The sequence below is a fragment of the Methanoregula sp. genome (assembly GCA_026625165.1).
In the GTDB taxonomy this organism is placed as follows: domain Archaea; phylum Halobacteriota; class Methanomicrobia; order Methanomicrobiales; family Methanospirillaceae; genus MVRE01.
Genome location: CP112999.1, coordinates 2,060,568 through 2,076,888 on the forward strand (window position 1 = coordinate 2,060,568; position 16,321 = coordinate 2,076,888).

Annotated in this window: 15 protein-coding genes; 5 read left to right on the top strand and 10 right to left on the bottom strand. The window is 53.7% G+C overall.

Annotation, left to right across the window (positions count from 1 at the left end):
- The first annotated feature begins 11 nt into the window (after nucleotides 1-11).
- Genes OS112_10835 through OS112_10855 form a run of 5 tightly spaced genes read left to right on the top strand, consistent with a single transcriptional unit; the run spans nucleotide 12 to nucleotide 6,673 of the window.
- Nucleotides 12-410: a DUF1257 domain-containing protein gene (locus tag OS112_10835; GenBank protein ID WAC04929.1), complete on the top strand. Its 399-nt coding sequence runs from the start codon at nucleotides 12-14 to the stop codon at nucleotides 408-410.
- Nucleotides 411-416: 6 nt separating this feature from the next.
- Nucleotides 417-1,964: an AAA family ATPase gene (locus tag OS112_10840; GenBank protein ID WAC04930.1), complete on the top strand. Its 1,548-nt coding sequence runs from the start codon at nucleotides 417-419 to the stop codon at nucleotides 1,962-1,964.
- A gap of 18 nt (nucleotides 1,965-1,982) precedes the next feature.
- Entirely contained in the window at nucleotides 1,983-4,814 is a 2,832-nt protein-coding gene (locus OS112_10845) for a hypothetical protein (protein ID WAC04931.1), read from the top strand.
- Nucleotides 4,815-4,822: 8 nt separating this feature from the next.
- Nucleotides 4,823-6,430, top strand: coding sequence for an Hsp70 family protein (locus OS112_10850; GenBank protein ID WAC04932.1), 1,608 nt, complete (start codon nucleotides 4,823-4,825; stop codon nucleotides 6,428-6,430).
- Between the two features lie 27 nt (nucleotides 6,431-6,457).
- Nucleotides 6,458-6,673 (top strand): DUF2997 domain-containing protein, encoded by a 216-nt coding sequence (locus OS112_10855; protein ID WAC04933.1) that lies wholly within the window; start codon nucleotides 6,458-6,460, stop codon nucleotides 6,671-6,673.
- Nucleotides 6,674-6,765: 92 nt separating this feature from the next.
- On the opposite strand, the gene OS112_10860 is transcribed toward OS112_10855, so the two are convergent.
- From OS112_10860 to OS112_10905, 10 genes are read right to left on the bottom strand one after another with little or no spacing between them, the layout of a single operon-like run.
- Nucleotides 6,766-7,980, bottom strand: a complete 1,215-nt coding sequence (locus OS112_10860) for a phosphoglycerate kinase (protein WAC04934.1) — start codon at nucleotides 7,978-7,980, stop codon at nucleotides 6,766-6,768.
- A gap of 14 nt (nucleotides 7,981-7,994) precedes the next feature.
- Nucleotides 7,995-8,624 carry a V-type ATP synthase subunit D gene (locus OS112_10865; GenBank protein ID WAC04935.1) on the bottom strand — a complete coding sequence of 210 codons (630 nt, stop codon included), beginning with the start codon at nucleotides 8,622-8,624 and terminating at the stop codon, nucleotides 7,995-7,997.
- A gap of 6 nt (nucleotides 8,625-8,630) precedes the next feature.
- A complete protein-coding gene (locus OS112_10870) occupies nucleotides 8,631-10,019 on the bottom strand; it encodes a V-type ATP synthase subunit B (GenBank protein WAC04936.1) in 1,389 nt (462 codons plus the stop codon).
- Complete coding sequence (locus OS112_10875; protein WAC04937.1) at nucleotides 10,016-11,782, bottom strand: ATP synthase subunit A; 1,767 nt, start codon at nucleotides 11,780-11,782, stop codon at nucleotides 10,016-10,018. The genes OS112_10870 and OS112_10875 overlap by 4 nt, the downstream gene beginning before the upstream one ends.
- The gene (locus OS112_10880) at nucleotides 11,773-12,075 is read right to left on the bottom strand and encodes a V-type ATP synthase subunit F (protein ID WAC04938.1); all 303 of its coding nucleotides are present in this window, start codon (nucleotides 12,073-12,075) and stop codon (nucleotides 11,773-11,775) included. Before OS112_10880 ends, OS112_10875 begins: the two co-directional genes overlap by 10 nt.
- Nucleotides 12,076-13,134 carry a V-type ATP synthase subunit C gene (locus tag OS112_10885; GenBank protein ID WAC04939.1) on the bottom strand — a complete coding sequence of 353 codons (1,059 nt, stop codon included), beginning with the start codon at nucleotides 13,132-13,134 and terminating at the stop codon, nucleotides 12,076-12,078.
- Nucleotides 13,135-13,146: 12 nt separating this feature from the next.
- Entirely contained in the window at nucleotides 13,147-13,725 is a 579-nt protein-coding gene (locus tag OS112_10890) for a V-type ATP synthase subunit E family protein (GenBank protein ID WAC04940.1), read from the bottom strand.
- 13 nt (nucleotides 13,726-13,738) lie between these two features.
- Nucleotides 13,739-14,014 carry an ATPase gene (locus OS112_10895; protein ID WAC04941.1) on the bottom strand — a complete coding sequence of 92 codons (276 nt, stop codon included), beginning with the start codon at nucleotides 14,012-14,014 and terminating at the stop codon, nucleotides 13,739-13,741.
- 3 nt (nucleotides 14,015-14,017) lie between these two features.
- Nucleotides 14,018-15,976, bottom strand: a complete 1,959-nt coding sequence (locus OS112_10900; protein ID WAC04942.1) for a V-type ATP synthase subunit I — start codon at nucleotides 15,974-15,976, stop codon at nucleotides 14,018-14,020.
- Entirely contained in the window at nucleotides 15,963-16,292 is a 330-nt protein-coding gene (locus OS112_10905; GenBank protein WAC04943.1) for an ATPase, read from the bottom strand. The genes OS112_10900 and OS112_10905 overlap by 14 nt, the downstream gene beginning before the upstream one ends.
- Nucleotides 16,293-16,321 lie beyond the last annotated feature (29 nt).

Below are 16,321 nucleotides of genomic sequence, written 5' to 3' on the forward strand. Positions count from 1 at the left end.
GGTGAGGTGACATGTCGCATTTCAGCCGTTTAAAAACCCAGTTCAAGAGCAGGGAGGTTCTGACTGAATGCCTCCAGGAGATGGGGTATGAGATTGAGACCAACAGGACGATTAAGGGATACGCAGGACACGAATTTGTGGACTTCTCAATAAAGACAAAGAATGGTTATGGGATTGGCTTCCGGTTAAACGACCAGGGCACCTATGACATCATAGCCGACTGGTGGGGGGTCAGAGGGACAAAGCAGGAGAACCTAATTGACGGGCTGCAGGAACGCATAAACAGGATCCAGCGTGAATATGCCATCAGGATGGTGATGGAGCAGACCCGGCAAAACGGTTTTGAGATGATCGAGAGGGCTGACGAGAAAGACGGGTCAGTCCGGATTGTCGTACGCAGGTGGGCGTGATTCGGAATGCCACAACACGAACCTGATTTCAAAAAAAGGATCGAGATCTACCTGCGGGCAAGGATCACCCTCATCATTATTGTAACTCCTGAAGAGGAGCGTGTCATAGGGATGGTCAAGGAAGTATGCGACCAGTGGACCCCGCCACGCCAGTGCCTCTCATGGGATGTTGTCGAGGGTTTTTGCGCAGTCTCCGGGGCAAAGACCTTCAACAGTTCGTCAAGGGACCTGCTCCTTGCACTTGATGATATGAACAAGACAGACGAGAATGCTGTCATCATGTTAAAGGACTTCCATGACTTCTGGAACAACCCCCCGATCAGGCGCAAGATCCGGAACCTTGCCCAGAAGTTCCGGTACAGCCGGCGTTCCATCATCATTACCACACCGGTCTTAAAGATTCCGGACGAGATCCGCGACGAGGCTGTTGTTATTCATCTCCCTCCTCCGTCAGCTGATGAACTTGAAAAGGAACTTGAAAAACTGGTTCAGACAAGCGGGATAAAGATGTCGCTGACCTCGTTGGGACGGGAGAAGCTGATCCAAGCATCCCTTGGGATGACTCTGAACCAGGCACGGCGGGCGTTTGCAAAAGCTATTGTCACGCACGGGCAACTGGACGACAGGGATATTGAACTGATCGTTGCCGAGAAAAAAGATATCCTCTCACAGTGTGAAGCCCTGGAATTCTACAGCATTACAGAAACCCCGGATCGTGTGGGCGGGCTGCTGGTGTTAAAAGAATGGCTCCGGCTTCGCGAGCGGGCTTTTACAAGGGAGGCACGGGAATACGGGCTCCCGGCCCCAAAAGGGATCGCACTGATCGGCATACCAGGGACCGGCAAGAGCCTGACCGCAAAGATGATTGCCGGGCTCTGGAGGCTCCCGCTCCTCCGGCTCGATGTTGGGGCGCTCTTTGGGAGCCTCCTTGGTGACTCGGAAGAGCGGACCCGGAGGGCCCTGACCCTTGCCGAAACAATATCGCCGTGCATTCTGTGGGTGGACGAGATGGAAAAAGCCTTTGCAACCGGTTACGGGGATTCGGGGACAAGCCAGAGGGTATTTGCACACCTGCTCACCTGGATGCAGGACAAGACTGCCCCCTGTTTTGTGGTTGCTACGGCAAACAACATCTCTGCACTGCCCCCTGAACTGTTGAGGAAAGGGCGGTTTGATGAGATCTTCTTCCTCGACCTCCCCAACGCGGCGGAGAGGAGGGAGATCTTCACCGTGCACTTAAAGAAGAGAAAATGTCTCCAGGATGAGTTCGACCTTGACCTGCTTGCAAAAGCGTCTGAGGGGTATGTTGGTGCCGAGATCGAGCAGACCATCATCGATGCCATGTACCTTGCATTCAACCAGAACATGCGGAAGATCACGACCGATGACATCCTTGCCTGCCTTGCCCGGCAGGTCCCGCTCTCAAAGTCCAAACGGGAAACAGTCGAGGCTCTGCGTGCCTGGCTGAACGAGGGCCGTGCCATATCCGCATCCTCAATGGAGGGGATGAAAGCCCCGGTTACCTCCAATATCCAGCTTGACCCTCTCCGTTAATCCCGGCATTGAACACATATGCACGCATACCTGACAGCCCGCCAGAAGAAGATAAGGTCCTCACTCCCCCTTATTGGCGGCTTTATAAGGATGAAAGCCGCCAAGACTCTTGCCAGGGACGCCTCCCGCGGGGATACCCGGGCAGTCCGGATCCTTTCGGATGCACTCATTGCGTCAGATGACCCGGTTGTCAGAGATATTGCAGAGGGTTCTTTATCGGGTTTAGGCACTCCTGAAGCAATTGATGCATTCTGCGAATATGTCATTTCCACCAATGCTGAATCCCTCCTGAAAATTGTAAAAAAGAGAGGGTATTTTCCAAAGCATGATGAGAGGAAGGCGCTCTTCTTTTTTATCACAGGGCAGTTCCAGCAGTACGAGGACCTCGATTTTCAGGATGGCCGCCCTCTCCTCAGGAAGGCACTTGGGAGTTCCTCATTTGTGGTCCGGAAAAGGGTGCTTGAGACAGCACGCCGGGCGGGGCGCAGTTACCTGTTAAAAGATGTCTTTACCGGAAAGGAGAACCGTACAAGGATTGCAAATGTCTCATACAGTGAATGGAGATCGCTCATCGATGAATCTGTGGCTCAACAGCAATGGGATGAACTGTGGGACCTTCTGTTCATTTCGCCGCCCGGGTTGTCAGCTGAGATCGCACAGGTTCTTAATAAAGCGAAATGGATGCCAAATGATGAGGATGTGACACTCTGGTCTGATTTGAGGGTATCATGTCCCGAAAAACCGTTGCATCTCCATTTCACTGACAAGGGGTGCAGGACTCTGGACGCCCGCACCGACTGGGTAAACTGTCTTGCCATCTCCCCGGACGGGAAGATCCTTGCAGGCGGGACACGTGAGGGTTCGGTCCGCTGCTGGAGCCTGCCATACGGGAACCGGGCAGCCACACTCAAAGGACATGCGGGTATAGTCTCCTGCCTTGCCATCTCCCCGGACGGCTCCATGCTCGCAAGCGGTGGTAGCGATGGTACGGTACGCCTCTGGAACCTGCCGGGCGGATGTCCCGGGCCGGCCCTCCACCACCATGCCGCGGAAGTTTCCTGCCTTGCCATCTCCCCGGACGGCTCCATGCTCGCAAGCGGTGGCAGCGATGGTACGGTACGCCTCTGGAACCTGCCGGGCGGATGTCCTGCAAGAGAGCTGGCGGGGCATACCGGAATGATAAGGTCGCTTGTCATCTCCCCGGACGGATCCATCCTTGCAAGCGGCAGCAACGACAATACCATCTGCCTGTGGAGCCTGCCGGAGGGTAACCTTATCCAAAAGATGACAGGTCACTCCGACTGGGTCAGATCACTTGTTGTCAGCCCCGATGGGTCCATCCTTGCAAGCGGCAGCAATGACGGGACCATCCGGCTCTGGAACCTGCCGGAGGGTAACCTTATCCAAAAGATGACAGGTCACTCCGACTGGGTCAGATCACTTGTTGTCAGCCCCGATGGGTCCATCCTTGCAAGCGGCAGCAATGACGGGACCATCCGGCTCTGGAGCCTGCCGCAGAAAAAGACACTCAGGACACTCAAAGGGCACCATAGTGCCATCACCACGCTGGCAGTCACCCGGAATGGATCCCTGCTCATCAGCGGGTGCGATAGCGGCACCATAAAGATCTGGAGCCTTCCCGGCGGCCAGCTAAAAAAGACTCTCAACGGACATGTGGGGCAGATCACATCACTTGCAGTCAGCCCAAACAGCACCCTCTTTCTCAGCTGCAGCTGGGACGACACGGTCCGGGTATGGACCCTTCCGGACGGGGAATTTATGTCCGCCTTTGACGAGGGGAGGGCCTCAGGCAGGTCACTTGCCATCATGCCGGACGGGTCAAGGCTTGCCACGAGCGGGGGGGATCATACAGTACGCATGTTGCGGCTTGATGACGGGATGCCACTCACCAGATTTGATTTCCCCAATGGCAGGGTATCGTGCCTTGCTGCATCCTGCGATGGGAAGATACTTGCCGCTGGCACTGATTCGGGTACCATTCTGCTGCTGGATGCGGGGTCGAATCAGGTTGTTGCCACCTTGGAGGGGCATGCCGGCAGGATAAGCTGCCTTGCGTTTTCCCCGGACAGTTCACTTCTTGCGTCCGGAAGCTGGGACGAGAGCATCAGGATTTGGAGCCTTCCTGATGGCAGGCATGATACTACATTAAGGGGGCATACCAGCACCGTCACTGCCCTTTCATTTGTGCACGGCAGTGATTTGCTGGCAAGTGCGAGCAATGACAGGACAATACATCTCTGGAATGTCCCTCAAAGAAAGAAGATTGCTTTGCTCCAGGGGCATTCCGGGGTTGTGACCAGTCTTGCGGCCCTCCCGGATGGCAGTTCCATGGTAAGTGCTGGCTGGGACGGGGACATACGGTTCTGGGGTATTCCGGACGGCGCCCTGATCAATTCAATGAATGCCATCGGAGGACGGGTTCTCTGCCTTTCGGTCTCGGCGGACGGATTGTTGTTTGCTACCGGAAATGATGATAGCACCATCGGCATCTTCAGGCTGCCGGATGGCATTTGTCTCCAGACCCACAAAGGGCTCAAATCCCCGGTGGTCTCCCTCTCCATTACTCCAGACGGGAGAACACTTGTCGCCGGCTGCCGTGAAGGATCAATTTTTATATTCCGCCTTCCCTTTGTTAAACCGCTCGCCCTTGCATCACCGGCAGACCTTGAATATGTCCAGCAGGTATCCGCCAAGCTCAGCGACCAGGAAGCCATGTACAAGGGCTGGCTGTTCCTTGAGACATTACTGAGGGGTAAATTCCGCAATGACATTGCGATCGGTGAACCTGCAGTCACAGCCGGGATCTATGACATTGAGATCGTGGAGTGATTAAAGAGATGACAGGACGCCTTGCTGTGGATTTCGGGACGAGCAACACGGTAGTCACGGTCTGGGACAGCGAAGCAGGGGGGGCACGCCCCCTTAATCTGCATGAATGGTCACGGCAATTAACAAAAGGGCTCGGCGGAAACGGTCATGAACGGAGCTGGGTCATCCCTTCCCTGATTCATTATTCTTCGGGCGGTGAACAGTGGCTGGGACAGCAGGTCATCGATAAGGGTCTTAATGGTTCACCTGCGACATTCCGGTGGCTCAAGCACTATATCAAGCAGCAGAGTGCGGTGAACGTGAACGTATGTGGCAGGCAGGTAAATTATTTCAAAGCCGGTGAGGATTTCCTATCTGCCATACTCATGGCGATAGCCGGGGAGATCCAGCTTGGTGATGAGGAGGTCGCATTCACCGTACCGGTCGAGGCTTTTGAACATTACGAGAACTGGCTCGCCAATGTTGCAGAAAAATCAGGGATAAGGCGCTTTGCCCTCATTGACGAGGCGTCAGCAGCAGCTATCGGATATGGCGTCCAGAGTAAAAAAGAGGATATTTTCATGGTCTTTGATTTCGGCGGCGGGACACTTGACATCTCGATAGTCCTGAATGAGCCTGTGTCGTGCGGCAGTTCCCGACACCGCTGCCGGGTCATCGGCAAGGCAGGTGAAGACCTCGGAGGGTCGCAGATCGACCGCTGGTTATTTTTGGAGATGTTGTCACGTATCGGGCTTGGGGCAGAGTCTGGTGAAGCCCGTACTTTGGGGCATGTGCTATTGGCACAGTGCGAACAGGCAAAGGAGAGCCTCTCGTTCCAGGAGCGGGCTGAGATCAACATTACCGATCCGGTATCCGGCCAAACCCTCAAGGCCGACATTACCCGCAACGAGTTCGAACAGTTGCTCGACCGTCACGAGTTCTTCACCCGCATCCACATGACCCTCCAGCGGGCGCTGAACGGGGCGTTCTCCCGCGGATACCAGGAAGACCAGATCTCCTCGATCCTCATGGTCGGGGGTTGCAGTTACATCCCGTCGGTGCAGACCCTCATCCGGCAGCGTTTCGGGACTTCGCGTGTAAAGTTCGACCGCCCGTTTGATGCCGTTGCACAGGGGGCTGCGGCATTTGTGAGCGGGACTGAACTCTGCGATTATATCCAGCACGATTATGCAATCCGGTACTGGAACCCGCAGTTCTCGAAATACGAATTCAGGCCTCTGGTCTCACGGGGAACGGCATACCCCTCAGAAGGGAATGTCGCCCGCATGCTTATCAGGGCAACCTATGACGGTCAGACCCAGATGGGGATCCCGGTATTTGAGATCGGAACTGCAGCATCCGGGAGCCACACCGGAGATATTGAGCTGGTCAGGGATTCCGGTGGGGGGCTCCGGCTTGTGAAGAGTTCGCCAAAAGATGATGAACGGCAGGTGTATTACTGGATGAATGAGAAAATCCCGACGTTCCTTCTTGCTGAACCCCCGGCAAAGAAAGGTGAGACGAGGTTTGAGGTCACGTTTAATATTGACGGGAATAAACGGTTACTGGTATCTGCCCGTGACCTGGCGACCAATGCCTTTGTAAAAAGGGATTTTCCCGTAATCAAACTGGCATAGGAGAAAATAACATGGACTGTTCCGGGGGTGAACTTACTGGAGCCGCAGGAGCTTGAGATCATCATCAACAGGGAGGGCAATATCGAGGTCAGGGTACGCGGGTCAAAAGGGGACCAGTGCCTCGAGATTACCAGAGGCCTTGAGGAGAGTATAGGCAAACTCGAGCAGCGGGAGTATTCCCCTGAATATTACGAGGAACGGGTTGTTCTGCACGACGAAGGCACAATCCCAATAAAACGGTAATACAATTTTATTGCCCGGGATCGGCATAGATTATCCATTTTTAAGGTCTGTACAAAACAATTCTCCCAAGAGAATGGAAAAATGAAATGCCTTTAACCAAATATCTTCTTTGACTGTTCGAGTGCATCAACTGCCGGAAGTTTCTTGCCGGTCAAAAACTCGATGCATGCCCCGCCGCCGGTTGAGATATGGGTGAACTCCCGGGTCAGGCCAAGTTTTTCAATAACGACCGCGGTATGCCCGCCACCTACAACCGAGAACTCAACCCGCGATGCTGCACGGAGGAGCTCGTAGGTGCCGGTCGCGTAATCGGCATCCTCAAAGACACCGGCAGGACCGTTGAAGACAACCGTCCCCGCCTTCCTGATTGCGTTTTTTAGCGCAGCAATCGCGTCCATGCCGATATCAAGGACAGGTGCGTCCTCCGGAATCTTTTTCACCGGGTATTCAGCCCTTCTGTTGTCCTGTCGAACCGCGACAAATTCCGGCATGATTACACGATCGCGGTAGCTGGCAAGGATTGCTGCCGCCTTTTTGATCTCGGGCTCATATTTCAGCTGGGCAATCAGCTGGGAGGAGGGCTTTCCGATATTGACCCCATCGGCAGACAAAAAGACATTAGCGACCACGCCGATAACAATCACATAATCCGCGATGCCGTTAGCAAGCACGTGCTGGGCGACATCGATTGAATCATCAACTTTCGTCCCGCCCAGCACCATACAGACGGGGCGTGGGGCACCGGAAAAGACTTTTGAGAGAGTAGACACTTCCTTTTCCATCAGAAGCCCCGCGGCAGACCGCATGGAAAGTGGAAGCCCGACTATCGTGGGTTGGGAGCGGTGTGCGGTGCCAAATGCATCATTCACAAAGAAGTCTGCCATACCGGCAAGCTTTTTTACGATATGGGTCTTTTTTGCATCCTCGGCCTTTAGCGTAAGGTTTTCTTCGGCATTGAACCGGACATTCTCCAGCATGATCACGTCGCCGGTTTTTGCTCCGGCGATCGCGTCGCGTGCATGCTTCCCGAAGATGCTGTCCACATATGTCACGGGACTCCCGAGGAGCTGCTCCAGCTTGTCGGCATGCGCCTGCAGTGTCGTAAAGTCCTTCTTCCCGGGCCGGCTCTGGTGGGTGATGATTACCGTCCGGCTTCCAGAAAGCGCCCTGATGGTAGGGAGATGTTCCTTGAACCGTTTATCATCAAGGATAAGATGGGAAGCAGGATCGATGGGGGAATTCAGGTCGAGCCGGAGCAGGACCGTCTTTTTCTCACAACCAAGCTCCCCGATCGTCCCGATTGCCATGACCCCGTCACCTTTTATGCCGTGCTCCGCGCCTTGATCTTTTTTAACCTGAAGAGCTCTTCTCGCTCCATCTCGTCGAGGCGCATTTTGATGAAGTCCTGGGCGGCAGTTAATTCCGGAATCACCTTAAACTCAAGTGCGTTTACTCGCCGTTTTGTCCGCTCGATCTCGTCGAGGAGGCGCTTCATGGTCGTCTCAATCTCAGCGCTCTCGATGATCGATTCAACAAGGTCTTCAAAAGCAGTCGCAGTCTCATCGATAACCGGGGATGTGCCGAGCACGCCGTAGCCCCGATCCAAAAGGCTCTTTTTTACCTTGGATGAAGATATCTCAGGTACGATTACGCCCATGATGTTCTTGCTTTTTAGTGAGATCTCCGGCATTTCCTTGACAGAGAACGCCGCTGATTTGACGCTAAGAGCCCCTTCAACGGTATTTGCATACGCCATCCTCTCGACAGCCAGATCGTATCTGGTAAGAATTTCGCCCCGGCTGTCCCTTGCCTCTGCAAGCACCTTGAAAAATTCAAGGATCAGTCCATCGCGCTTCATCTTGAGGATCTTGTAGCCGCGCTCGGAGAGCTTAATCTTCTTTTTTAAGTTAATCAGTTCCGACCGGGTTGGCTTGATGTCACGCAGCGCCATGGATCATCACTTCGCCTTCGGGGCGTCCCTGAATTTCGGGTGGTACTTGTTGATCAGGTCGCGGTCGATACGAACCAGTTGCTCGACCGGCAGCGTCGAGAGGAGATCCCAGCCGAGGTCAAGGGTGTTGAAGATAGTCCGGTCTTCATCAATTCTCTGCCGCACAAACCGGCCTTCGAACAGGTCCGCAAACTCCAGAAATCCCCTATCACGTTCGGAAAGCGCATCTTTGCCGACAATGGCAACCAGCCCGCGCAGGTCGTTGCCTTCCGCGTACGCGGCGTAGAGCTGGTCGGAAACCTTCTTGTGGTCTTCCCTCGTGTGCTTAGCGCCAATACCAAGGTTCATTAACCGAGAGAGTGATGGCAGAACGTTGATGGGTGGATAGATGCCCTTCCGGTGCAGCTCACGCGAGACCACGATCTGCCCTTCGGTGATGTACCCGGTAAGGTCGGGGATCGGGTGAGTGATATCGTCACCGGGCATGGTTAAGATCGGGAACTGCGTGATTGACCCTTTCTTGCTCTTGATGATGCCGGCCCGCTCGTAGATAGATGCAAGATCGGTATACATGTAACCCGGGTACCCGCGCCGGCCCGGAACCTCTTCACGGGCAGCACCGATCTGGCGCAGCGCCTCGCAGTAGTTGGTCATGTCGGTTAAGATGACCAGCACGTGCATGTTAAGGTCAAACGCGAGGTACTCAGCGGTTGTAAGCGCCAGCCGGGGCGTGATGATACGCTCAACGGCCGGGTCATCCGCAAGGTTGAGGAACACAACAGCACGCTCGAGTGCACCGGTGCGCTCGAAGTCCTGCATGAAATAGTTGGCCTCTTCCTTCGTGATACCCATCGCTGCAAACACGACGGCAAACTCACCCTTGCCACCCAGCACTTTCGCCTGACGGGCAATCTGGAGTGCAATCGTGTTGTGCGGCAGGCCTGCGCCCGAAAAGATCGGGAGCTTCTGGCCCCTGACAAGCGTGTTGGTGCCGTCAATTGTAGAGATACCGGTCTGGATGAACTCGTTAGGCGAGCCCCGGGCGTACGGATTGATCGCTGCGCCTGTAATATCGAGCCGCTTTTCGGGCACAATCTCGGGACCGCCATCGATTGGTTTACCACCTCCGGACAGGATACGTCCCAGCATGTCCTTTCCGACCGGCATCTTGATGGTCTCGCCGGTGAACCGGACACCGCTGTCCCTGCCGATACCTGCGGTTGTCTCGAATACCTGCACGACCACGAGGTTATCACTCGTATCCAGCACCTGACCGCGCTTGATGGAACCATCAAAGAGCACGATATTGACGAGCTCCCCGTAGCCGATGGGTTCTGTCTTTTCAACAAAGAGCAACGGCCCGGCAATCTTGTTGATCGTCCTGTATTCCTTCATGATGCCGACCTCAGTGCATTGAATTCTGAGTCCATATCCTTTGCAATCTTATCGAGCACTGGTTTATAGTCCTTGATGAACTTGATCTGAGGCAATTCGTTCTTGGACTTCACAGCATTGATATGGATCGGGGAAACCCCGGCTGCCTGTGCTGCGTAGGCAAGATCTGAATACAGGCGGATCGCCTTCATCATGTCGTACTGCTTCTTCATGCTGCAGAACGTATCGACTGCATCGTAGGCGTTCTGCTGCAGGAATACTTCCCGGATCATGCGGGCCACTTCGATTGTGATCTGCTCAGCCTCGGGTAGCGCATCGGAGCCAACCAGTTGGACGATCTCCTGCAGTTCCGCCTCTTTCTGGAGTACTTCCATCGCCCACGAGCGGAGCTTGTTCCACTCTGGAGAGACCTCCTTGTCGTACCAGTCATTGAGACTGTCGAGATAAAGGGAGTATGAATTGAGCCAGTTGATTGACGGGAAATGCCGCCGCTGTGAGAGCTTGGCGTCAAGCGCCCAGAAGACTTTCACGATACGCAGCGTCCCTTGTGTGACCGGCTCCGAGAAGTCACCACCCGGAGGGGATACGGCACCGATGACCGAGACCGACCCGTCGCCGCCGGAGAGCGTCTTGACAAGCCCTGCCCGTTCGTAGAACTCCGAGAGGCGGGCTGCAAGATAGGCGGGATACCCTTCTTCACCCGGCATCTCTTCGAGACGGCTGGAGATCTCACGCATCGCTTCCGCCCAGCGCGAGGTCGAATCTGCCATCAGCGAGACATCGTAGCCCATATCGCGGAAGTACTCTGCGATCGTGATACCGGTATAGACTGACGCTTCGCGGGCGGCGACCGGCATGTTGGACGTGTTGGCAATAAGGACCGTCCTTTCCATGAGCGGTTTTCCGGTCTTGGGGTCCTCGAGATGCGGGAACTCTGTCAGCACCTCTGTCATCTCGTTTCCGCGTTCCCCGCAGCCGATGTAGACGACGATCTCGGCATCCGACCACTTAGCAAGCTGCTGCTGGGTGACCGTCTTGCCGCTCCCGAACGGACCAGGGATCGCGGCAGTTCCGCCCTTGGCAATCGGGAACAGACCATCGAGAATCCGCTGCCCTGTGATCAGCGGGATCTCCGGGTTCATCTTTTCTTTCACAGGGCGGGGCACCCTGACCGGCCAGCGCTGCATCATCGGGAACTCGCGGTTGTCATCAAGGACGCATATAGTCTCTTCGACCGTGAATTCTCCGCTCTTGATTGTTTTTACCGTGCCGGGCTTTGCATTTGGCGGGAGCATGACCTTGTGGACGATGTTGGTCTCCTGCACCTCGCCAAGGATCGATCCGCCCTGCACTTTGTCGCCGGCTTTAACAAGTGGCTTGAATGCCCACTTCTTGTCATGGGACAACCCGGATGCCGACACGCCGCGCTGGATAAAGTCGCCCATCTTGTCCACGAGCACCGAGAGCGGGCGCTGGATACCATCATAAATGCTGGTCAGCAGCCCCGGCCCAAGCTCGATAGCAAGTGAGAGCCCGGTATTTTCTACCGGTTCGCCAGGCCTGATGCCCGATGTATCCTCATAAACTTGGATAATTATGTCTTCCCCGTTGATCTTGATGACTTCTCCCATCAGCGCTTCGTTGCCGACCTTTACCACATCGTACATGTGGGCGTCAAGGTTGACTGCCGTGACGACTGGGCCGGCGATTCGTTTGAGAATTCCCTGTTTTGTCTCTTTTGGTTTCTTGCTCTTCACTTCCACAGATCAACACCCACCGATCTCTTGATTCTGTCTCTCATCGACAAACCCCCCTCTTCAGCGCCGATAGTGATCACAGTCGGCTTCACTGAGTTCTCAAGGGTGGAGCGGAGCCTGCGGGGGATCCGCTCCATATCACTGCTTTTTACGACAAGAATGCCGACAGAGGCATCATGCAATGCATTGTTAATGTACTCTACAAGTTTCTCATCGCTTTCCGCTGCATAGGTCTTCCTTATTCCTGCAAGCCGGAAACCGAGGATGAACTCCCCGTTGCCGATCACCGCAATCTCCATTCAGATCACCAGGTATTCCGATATCCGCTCGGCAGGGAGTCTGGACTCTTTCCCGCGGGCAATCGCACGCAGGTTGAACACCTCGTATTTCTTTTTCTCAAGATACGTGAGGATGGGGTGAACGGAGAATGGGTTGAGTTTTGACATCCGCTCCATCTGTGCGAGCTGCACCCGTGTAAGCCTGACCTCAATCTGGCTGGATGTATGTTCGCTCCTCAGCTCATCGAGAACGGTCTGGAGCAGCGACTGGCGTTTGATACGGGCTTTGAGAGCATCAATAAATTCACCCTGAGATTCAAGTGTGTTGAGTCTGGAGAGCTCGTCAATGGAAAACGACCCCCCGGGGATCATCATGTCGCCCGCATCCTCTTTAAACGCATTCGCACGGAGCCGGAATAGATTCTTGATATTTTTGATATCAATATCCAGCCGGATATAATCCAAGAACAGGTTCCCTCCTTTGATCCCGCTCTCAGCTTGGGCAATCAGCTCTGCATAGAACTGCTTATAGAGCTCGTTTTCCATATGTGCAAACGATCCTTCTTGAACCGCCTCCTGATAATTTTTCATGAGCACCGGATACAGGGGATGTCCTTTTAACGATTCAACAATCTTGTCAATGGACCCCTCTGCAAGCATACTGTCAAGTGTCTTCCTGTCAAGCGTACCCGCAGGTATCAGCACCTCCTTGATTTTACCGGCTTTTATTCCCTGCTGCTTCCCGCGGAGGATAGTGAGCACATTCTGGATATCCCAGCGGTTAAGGTAGCCCCGTGTAAATTTCTGTAAACTCCCCGGGGTGATCGCAAGGATATTCTGATATTCCTTGGCGAGGTTCCAGCTGAGAGCTACTTCAATTAAGTCGATTCCTGAAAATGAATTGCCAAGCTCATCAATCTCCGGCTTGTATGTGGTCTCCTCGATGACACGGGTGATCTCAGGGAGGCTCATGTTCAGCATCCGTAAGTACTCCTCACGAGGGAGGAGCATGGACTTCCTCACACGAAGGCGGGTACATACGTAGATATAGGGGGCCGGACCTCCTGTCAACTCGATCATCCGCCACCCCTCTTATCCAAACAGAATATCTGACGCATCTTTGAGCCCTGATTCCCACACCTTGTCCAGAAATGTGCGGTAACTGTAATCAATCTGCAGCTCGCTGTCGGAACTCTCGACAATGATCCCGCCCTCGATATCAACCGCGTTCCCGAGTTTGTATCCCTTGTAGGCACTGTCTTTTCCAAGAATTTCCTTTAATGCATTTTTGTCCCGGGCACAGCAATAGATGGTTCCCGTTTCAATCTCCCTGTGCACTGTAGCGAGGAGTTTTTTAATCGCTTCCTGGTGGAAGCTCTCGGGCAGAGCAGCCAGTTCGGCAAGGGCAGATGCATACACCTGGTCAAGGAGCTGTTTTTGGGTATTTAACAGGTCCCTTTTGACGATAAGCTGGGCAGCGGAGACCTCCTGCTCCATGATGTGGGCAGTCTGTTTTTCCGCGTCCTCATCGGCGGCTATCTTGATCCCTTCTACACGTTTCTGTGCAGCGGAAAGGATTGAAGCGACCTCCTTTCTGGTCTCTTCCCTGATCCCCTCCGCCTCACTGCGCCCTTTCTGCCTTATATCATCGATGACGGCTTCCAGTCCCATGGTTTGCCCCGCTTTAGAACAGAAGCAGTAATGCAACCACAAGACCAAAGATGACAATTGTTTCCGGAATGACTGTAAGCAGCAGCACAAGACCGAATACGTCCTTGTTCTCTGCTGTTGCACCGACTGCTGCAGATCCGATACCGTACTCGGCAATTGCTGCAGCAACACCTGTGAGCCCGACTGCCATAGCGGCAGCGATCGCCCTCATTCCCAGCTGCGATGCCTTGATCATTTCAACTGTCATTCCTGCTGTTGCAACTGCAACGGTTGTTTCTTCTACTGCCATGTTTTAATCCTCCGTAAATCTTCTTTTTAATCCGAATGGATGATACTTCTCGCCTCCACCCTTGTAAAATTTGGTGAAGAATTCAACATACTGTAACCTCAGGGAATGCAGTCCGCTGCCGATCAACCCGAGAGCCGTGTTCAGCAGGTGACCGCCAATCAGGACAGCTATCCCCATAATAATCATCAATACACCGATAATGGTCAGATTTTCAAACTGAGGTTCAATCAACATCCCGATGGCAATAAAGTTCACTACCATCGCGATAGCCACAGAAGAGAGCCCTACAGCCACCAGACGTGCATATGACATCGTGTTACTGATAATCGAGGGGATCTCTATCAGTTCAAGCGGATTCTCACCGGCAATTCCCACAAGCCCGAGGACAACCATCACAGCACCGGCAAGTGCAGGTGCACTCAATCCCATAAAAACCGGTGGAAGGCCTACAAAGCTTGGCATCAGGGGCATCGCGCTCATAGACCATATGAGCAGCAGGATTCCCCACATGGCTGCAATCCAGCCTGCAGCTGCTGCCACCCCCCTCATCTCGCGGTGATGGTAATGGTTTGCTGCGCTCAGGATCCTGCCAAGTGTAATCTGGACAATGCCGATCCATACTGCAAAGACAAGAAGTTCTGTCACTGCAGGTCCATGCCCCGTCGCATGGGTGCCGATATTCAAGTGCCTGCTGGGAAGCATTGAATTCCATGGAAGGGCAAACCCGAAGAATTCGCTGAAAAGAACGCCAAAGAAGATACTTGAGATGCTGGCATTTCTCATGATGTTCAGAAGACGGGTGACCCCATCCCCATGCAGGAACCTCCTCAGCCCCATTGACACGACCAGCAGGAGTGCCCCGTACCCGATGTCGCCAAGAATAATACCAAAGAAAAGGGGGAAGACGATCGAGACGACGAGCGTCGGGTCAATTTCATCATACCGGGGGCGTGAATGGGTATCGATCAAAAGTTCGGTCGGTTGTGCAAAGGGCGGGTTGTGATACTCGACCGGCGCGTGGTGATGATCACCATCTTCGTGGATCTCGGTCACAAATGCCCGGCTTTCTGTTGCAAGAGCCATCCCGGATTTGAGACGCTCTACCTCTTCAGCCGGTACCCAACCTTCAACGATGAACGCTTCGCCGGTTATCGCAAACCGCAACGGTGCCTCCGCCTGTTCGACATCTGCGGTGAGCAGTTCCTCGCAGGCTGCGAGGAATTCGACCTGCTCCTTTTTGATCGTTTCGATGCGTTCCTGGATCCGGGCAATCTCCTGTTTTTGAGCGTCGATCTGCCCTAAGCAGCTGTTTATGATCTCCTGGGGGGATCCCTCGCCCTTTGGGATCGGGATTGCCATAAAGTTTGCTTCCGTCAGGGTCTGCTGAACCTGACCGCTGTGTACCACAGGTACAAAAACAGCGATGTAACTCCCTTCCTTGGTCTGTGAAAAATAGGTCTCGTTCTCCACTCCAAAATCAGGTTTTTTTGAGATTTTGCCGGTAAACACGGCAAGGTTACCATACCCGCTGTACATCTCAAGATTAAGTGGCAATGAGATAAACGGCCTGAGCTCGTTGATCCTTTGTAAAAGGTCTTTTACTGCCGTATCGCAAGCTGACTTTTTTGCGAGAAGCTGTTCCACCTCGTTCCCGATCGCAGCAAGGTTTGTATCAATAGTTTTTTTGAGCTGCTGTACCGGTACCCTTTTTTTCGGGACAACATCCCCGGACCTTACATTGAACGTGTTCTCAATGGACCGGATCCTGATCAGCTGTGATGACGCTTCACTTGCCTGTGGGAACGGTTTTCCGATCGTTACACCGCGGTACTCATCTCCCTCTCTCTCAACAAACTCCTGTATATGAAATACATTGTGAGAATAGAGCTCTTTTATAACATCATCCATCAAGGTCTTGGAGCACACAATCACGAGGTGGCTCATCCTCTTAGGATGTAACATGAAGTTGCTCCTTGAATCGTGAGACCAGAAAAATTACAGCTTTTTTAAGATTTTTGTCACCCTTCTGCCGCAGTGCTCCGGCACGCATCTCCCCTTCCCTGCGGGTTTCGGCGCTTTTCTGTGCTGCCTTTTCCCGGGCATCGTCGAGTCGCTTCTGTTTGTAGTCCTGCGCTTCTCTCTGTGCCTTGATGACCATATTATCGGCTTCAAGTTCGGCATGAGGTATCATATGCTTCCTGTCAGCCTGAGCCTCACTGATCATCAGCCGGAATTCCTCTTCTGTCTTCTTGATCTCTTTCAGTACCTCAATTTTCATCCAACCCTCCTTTCACGGCATTATGATAT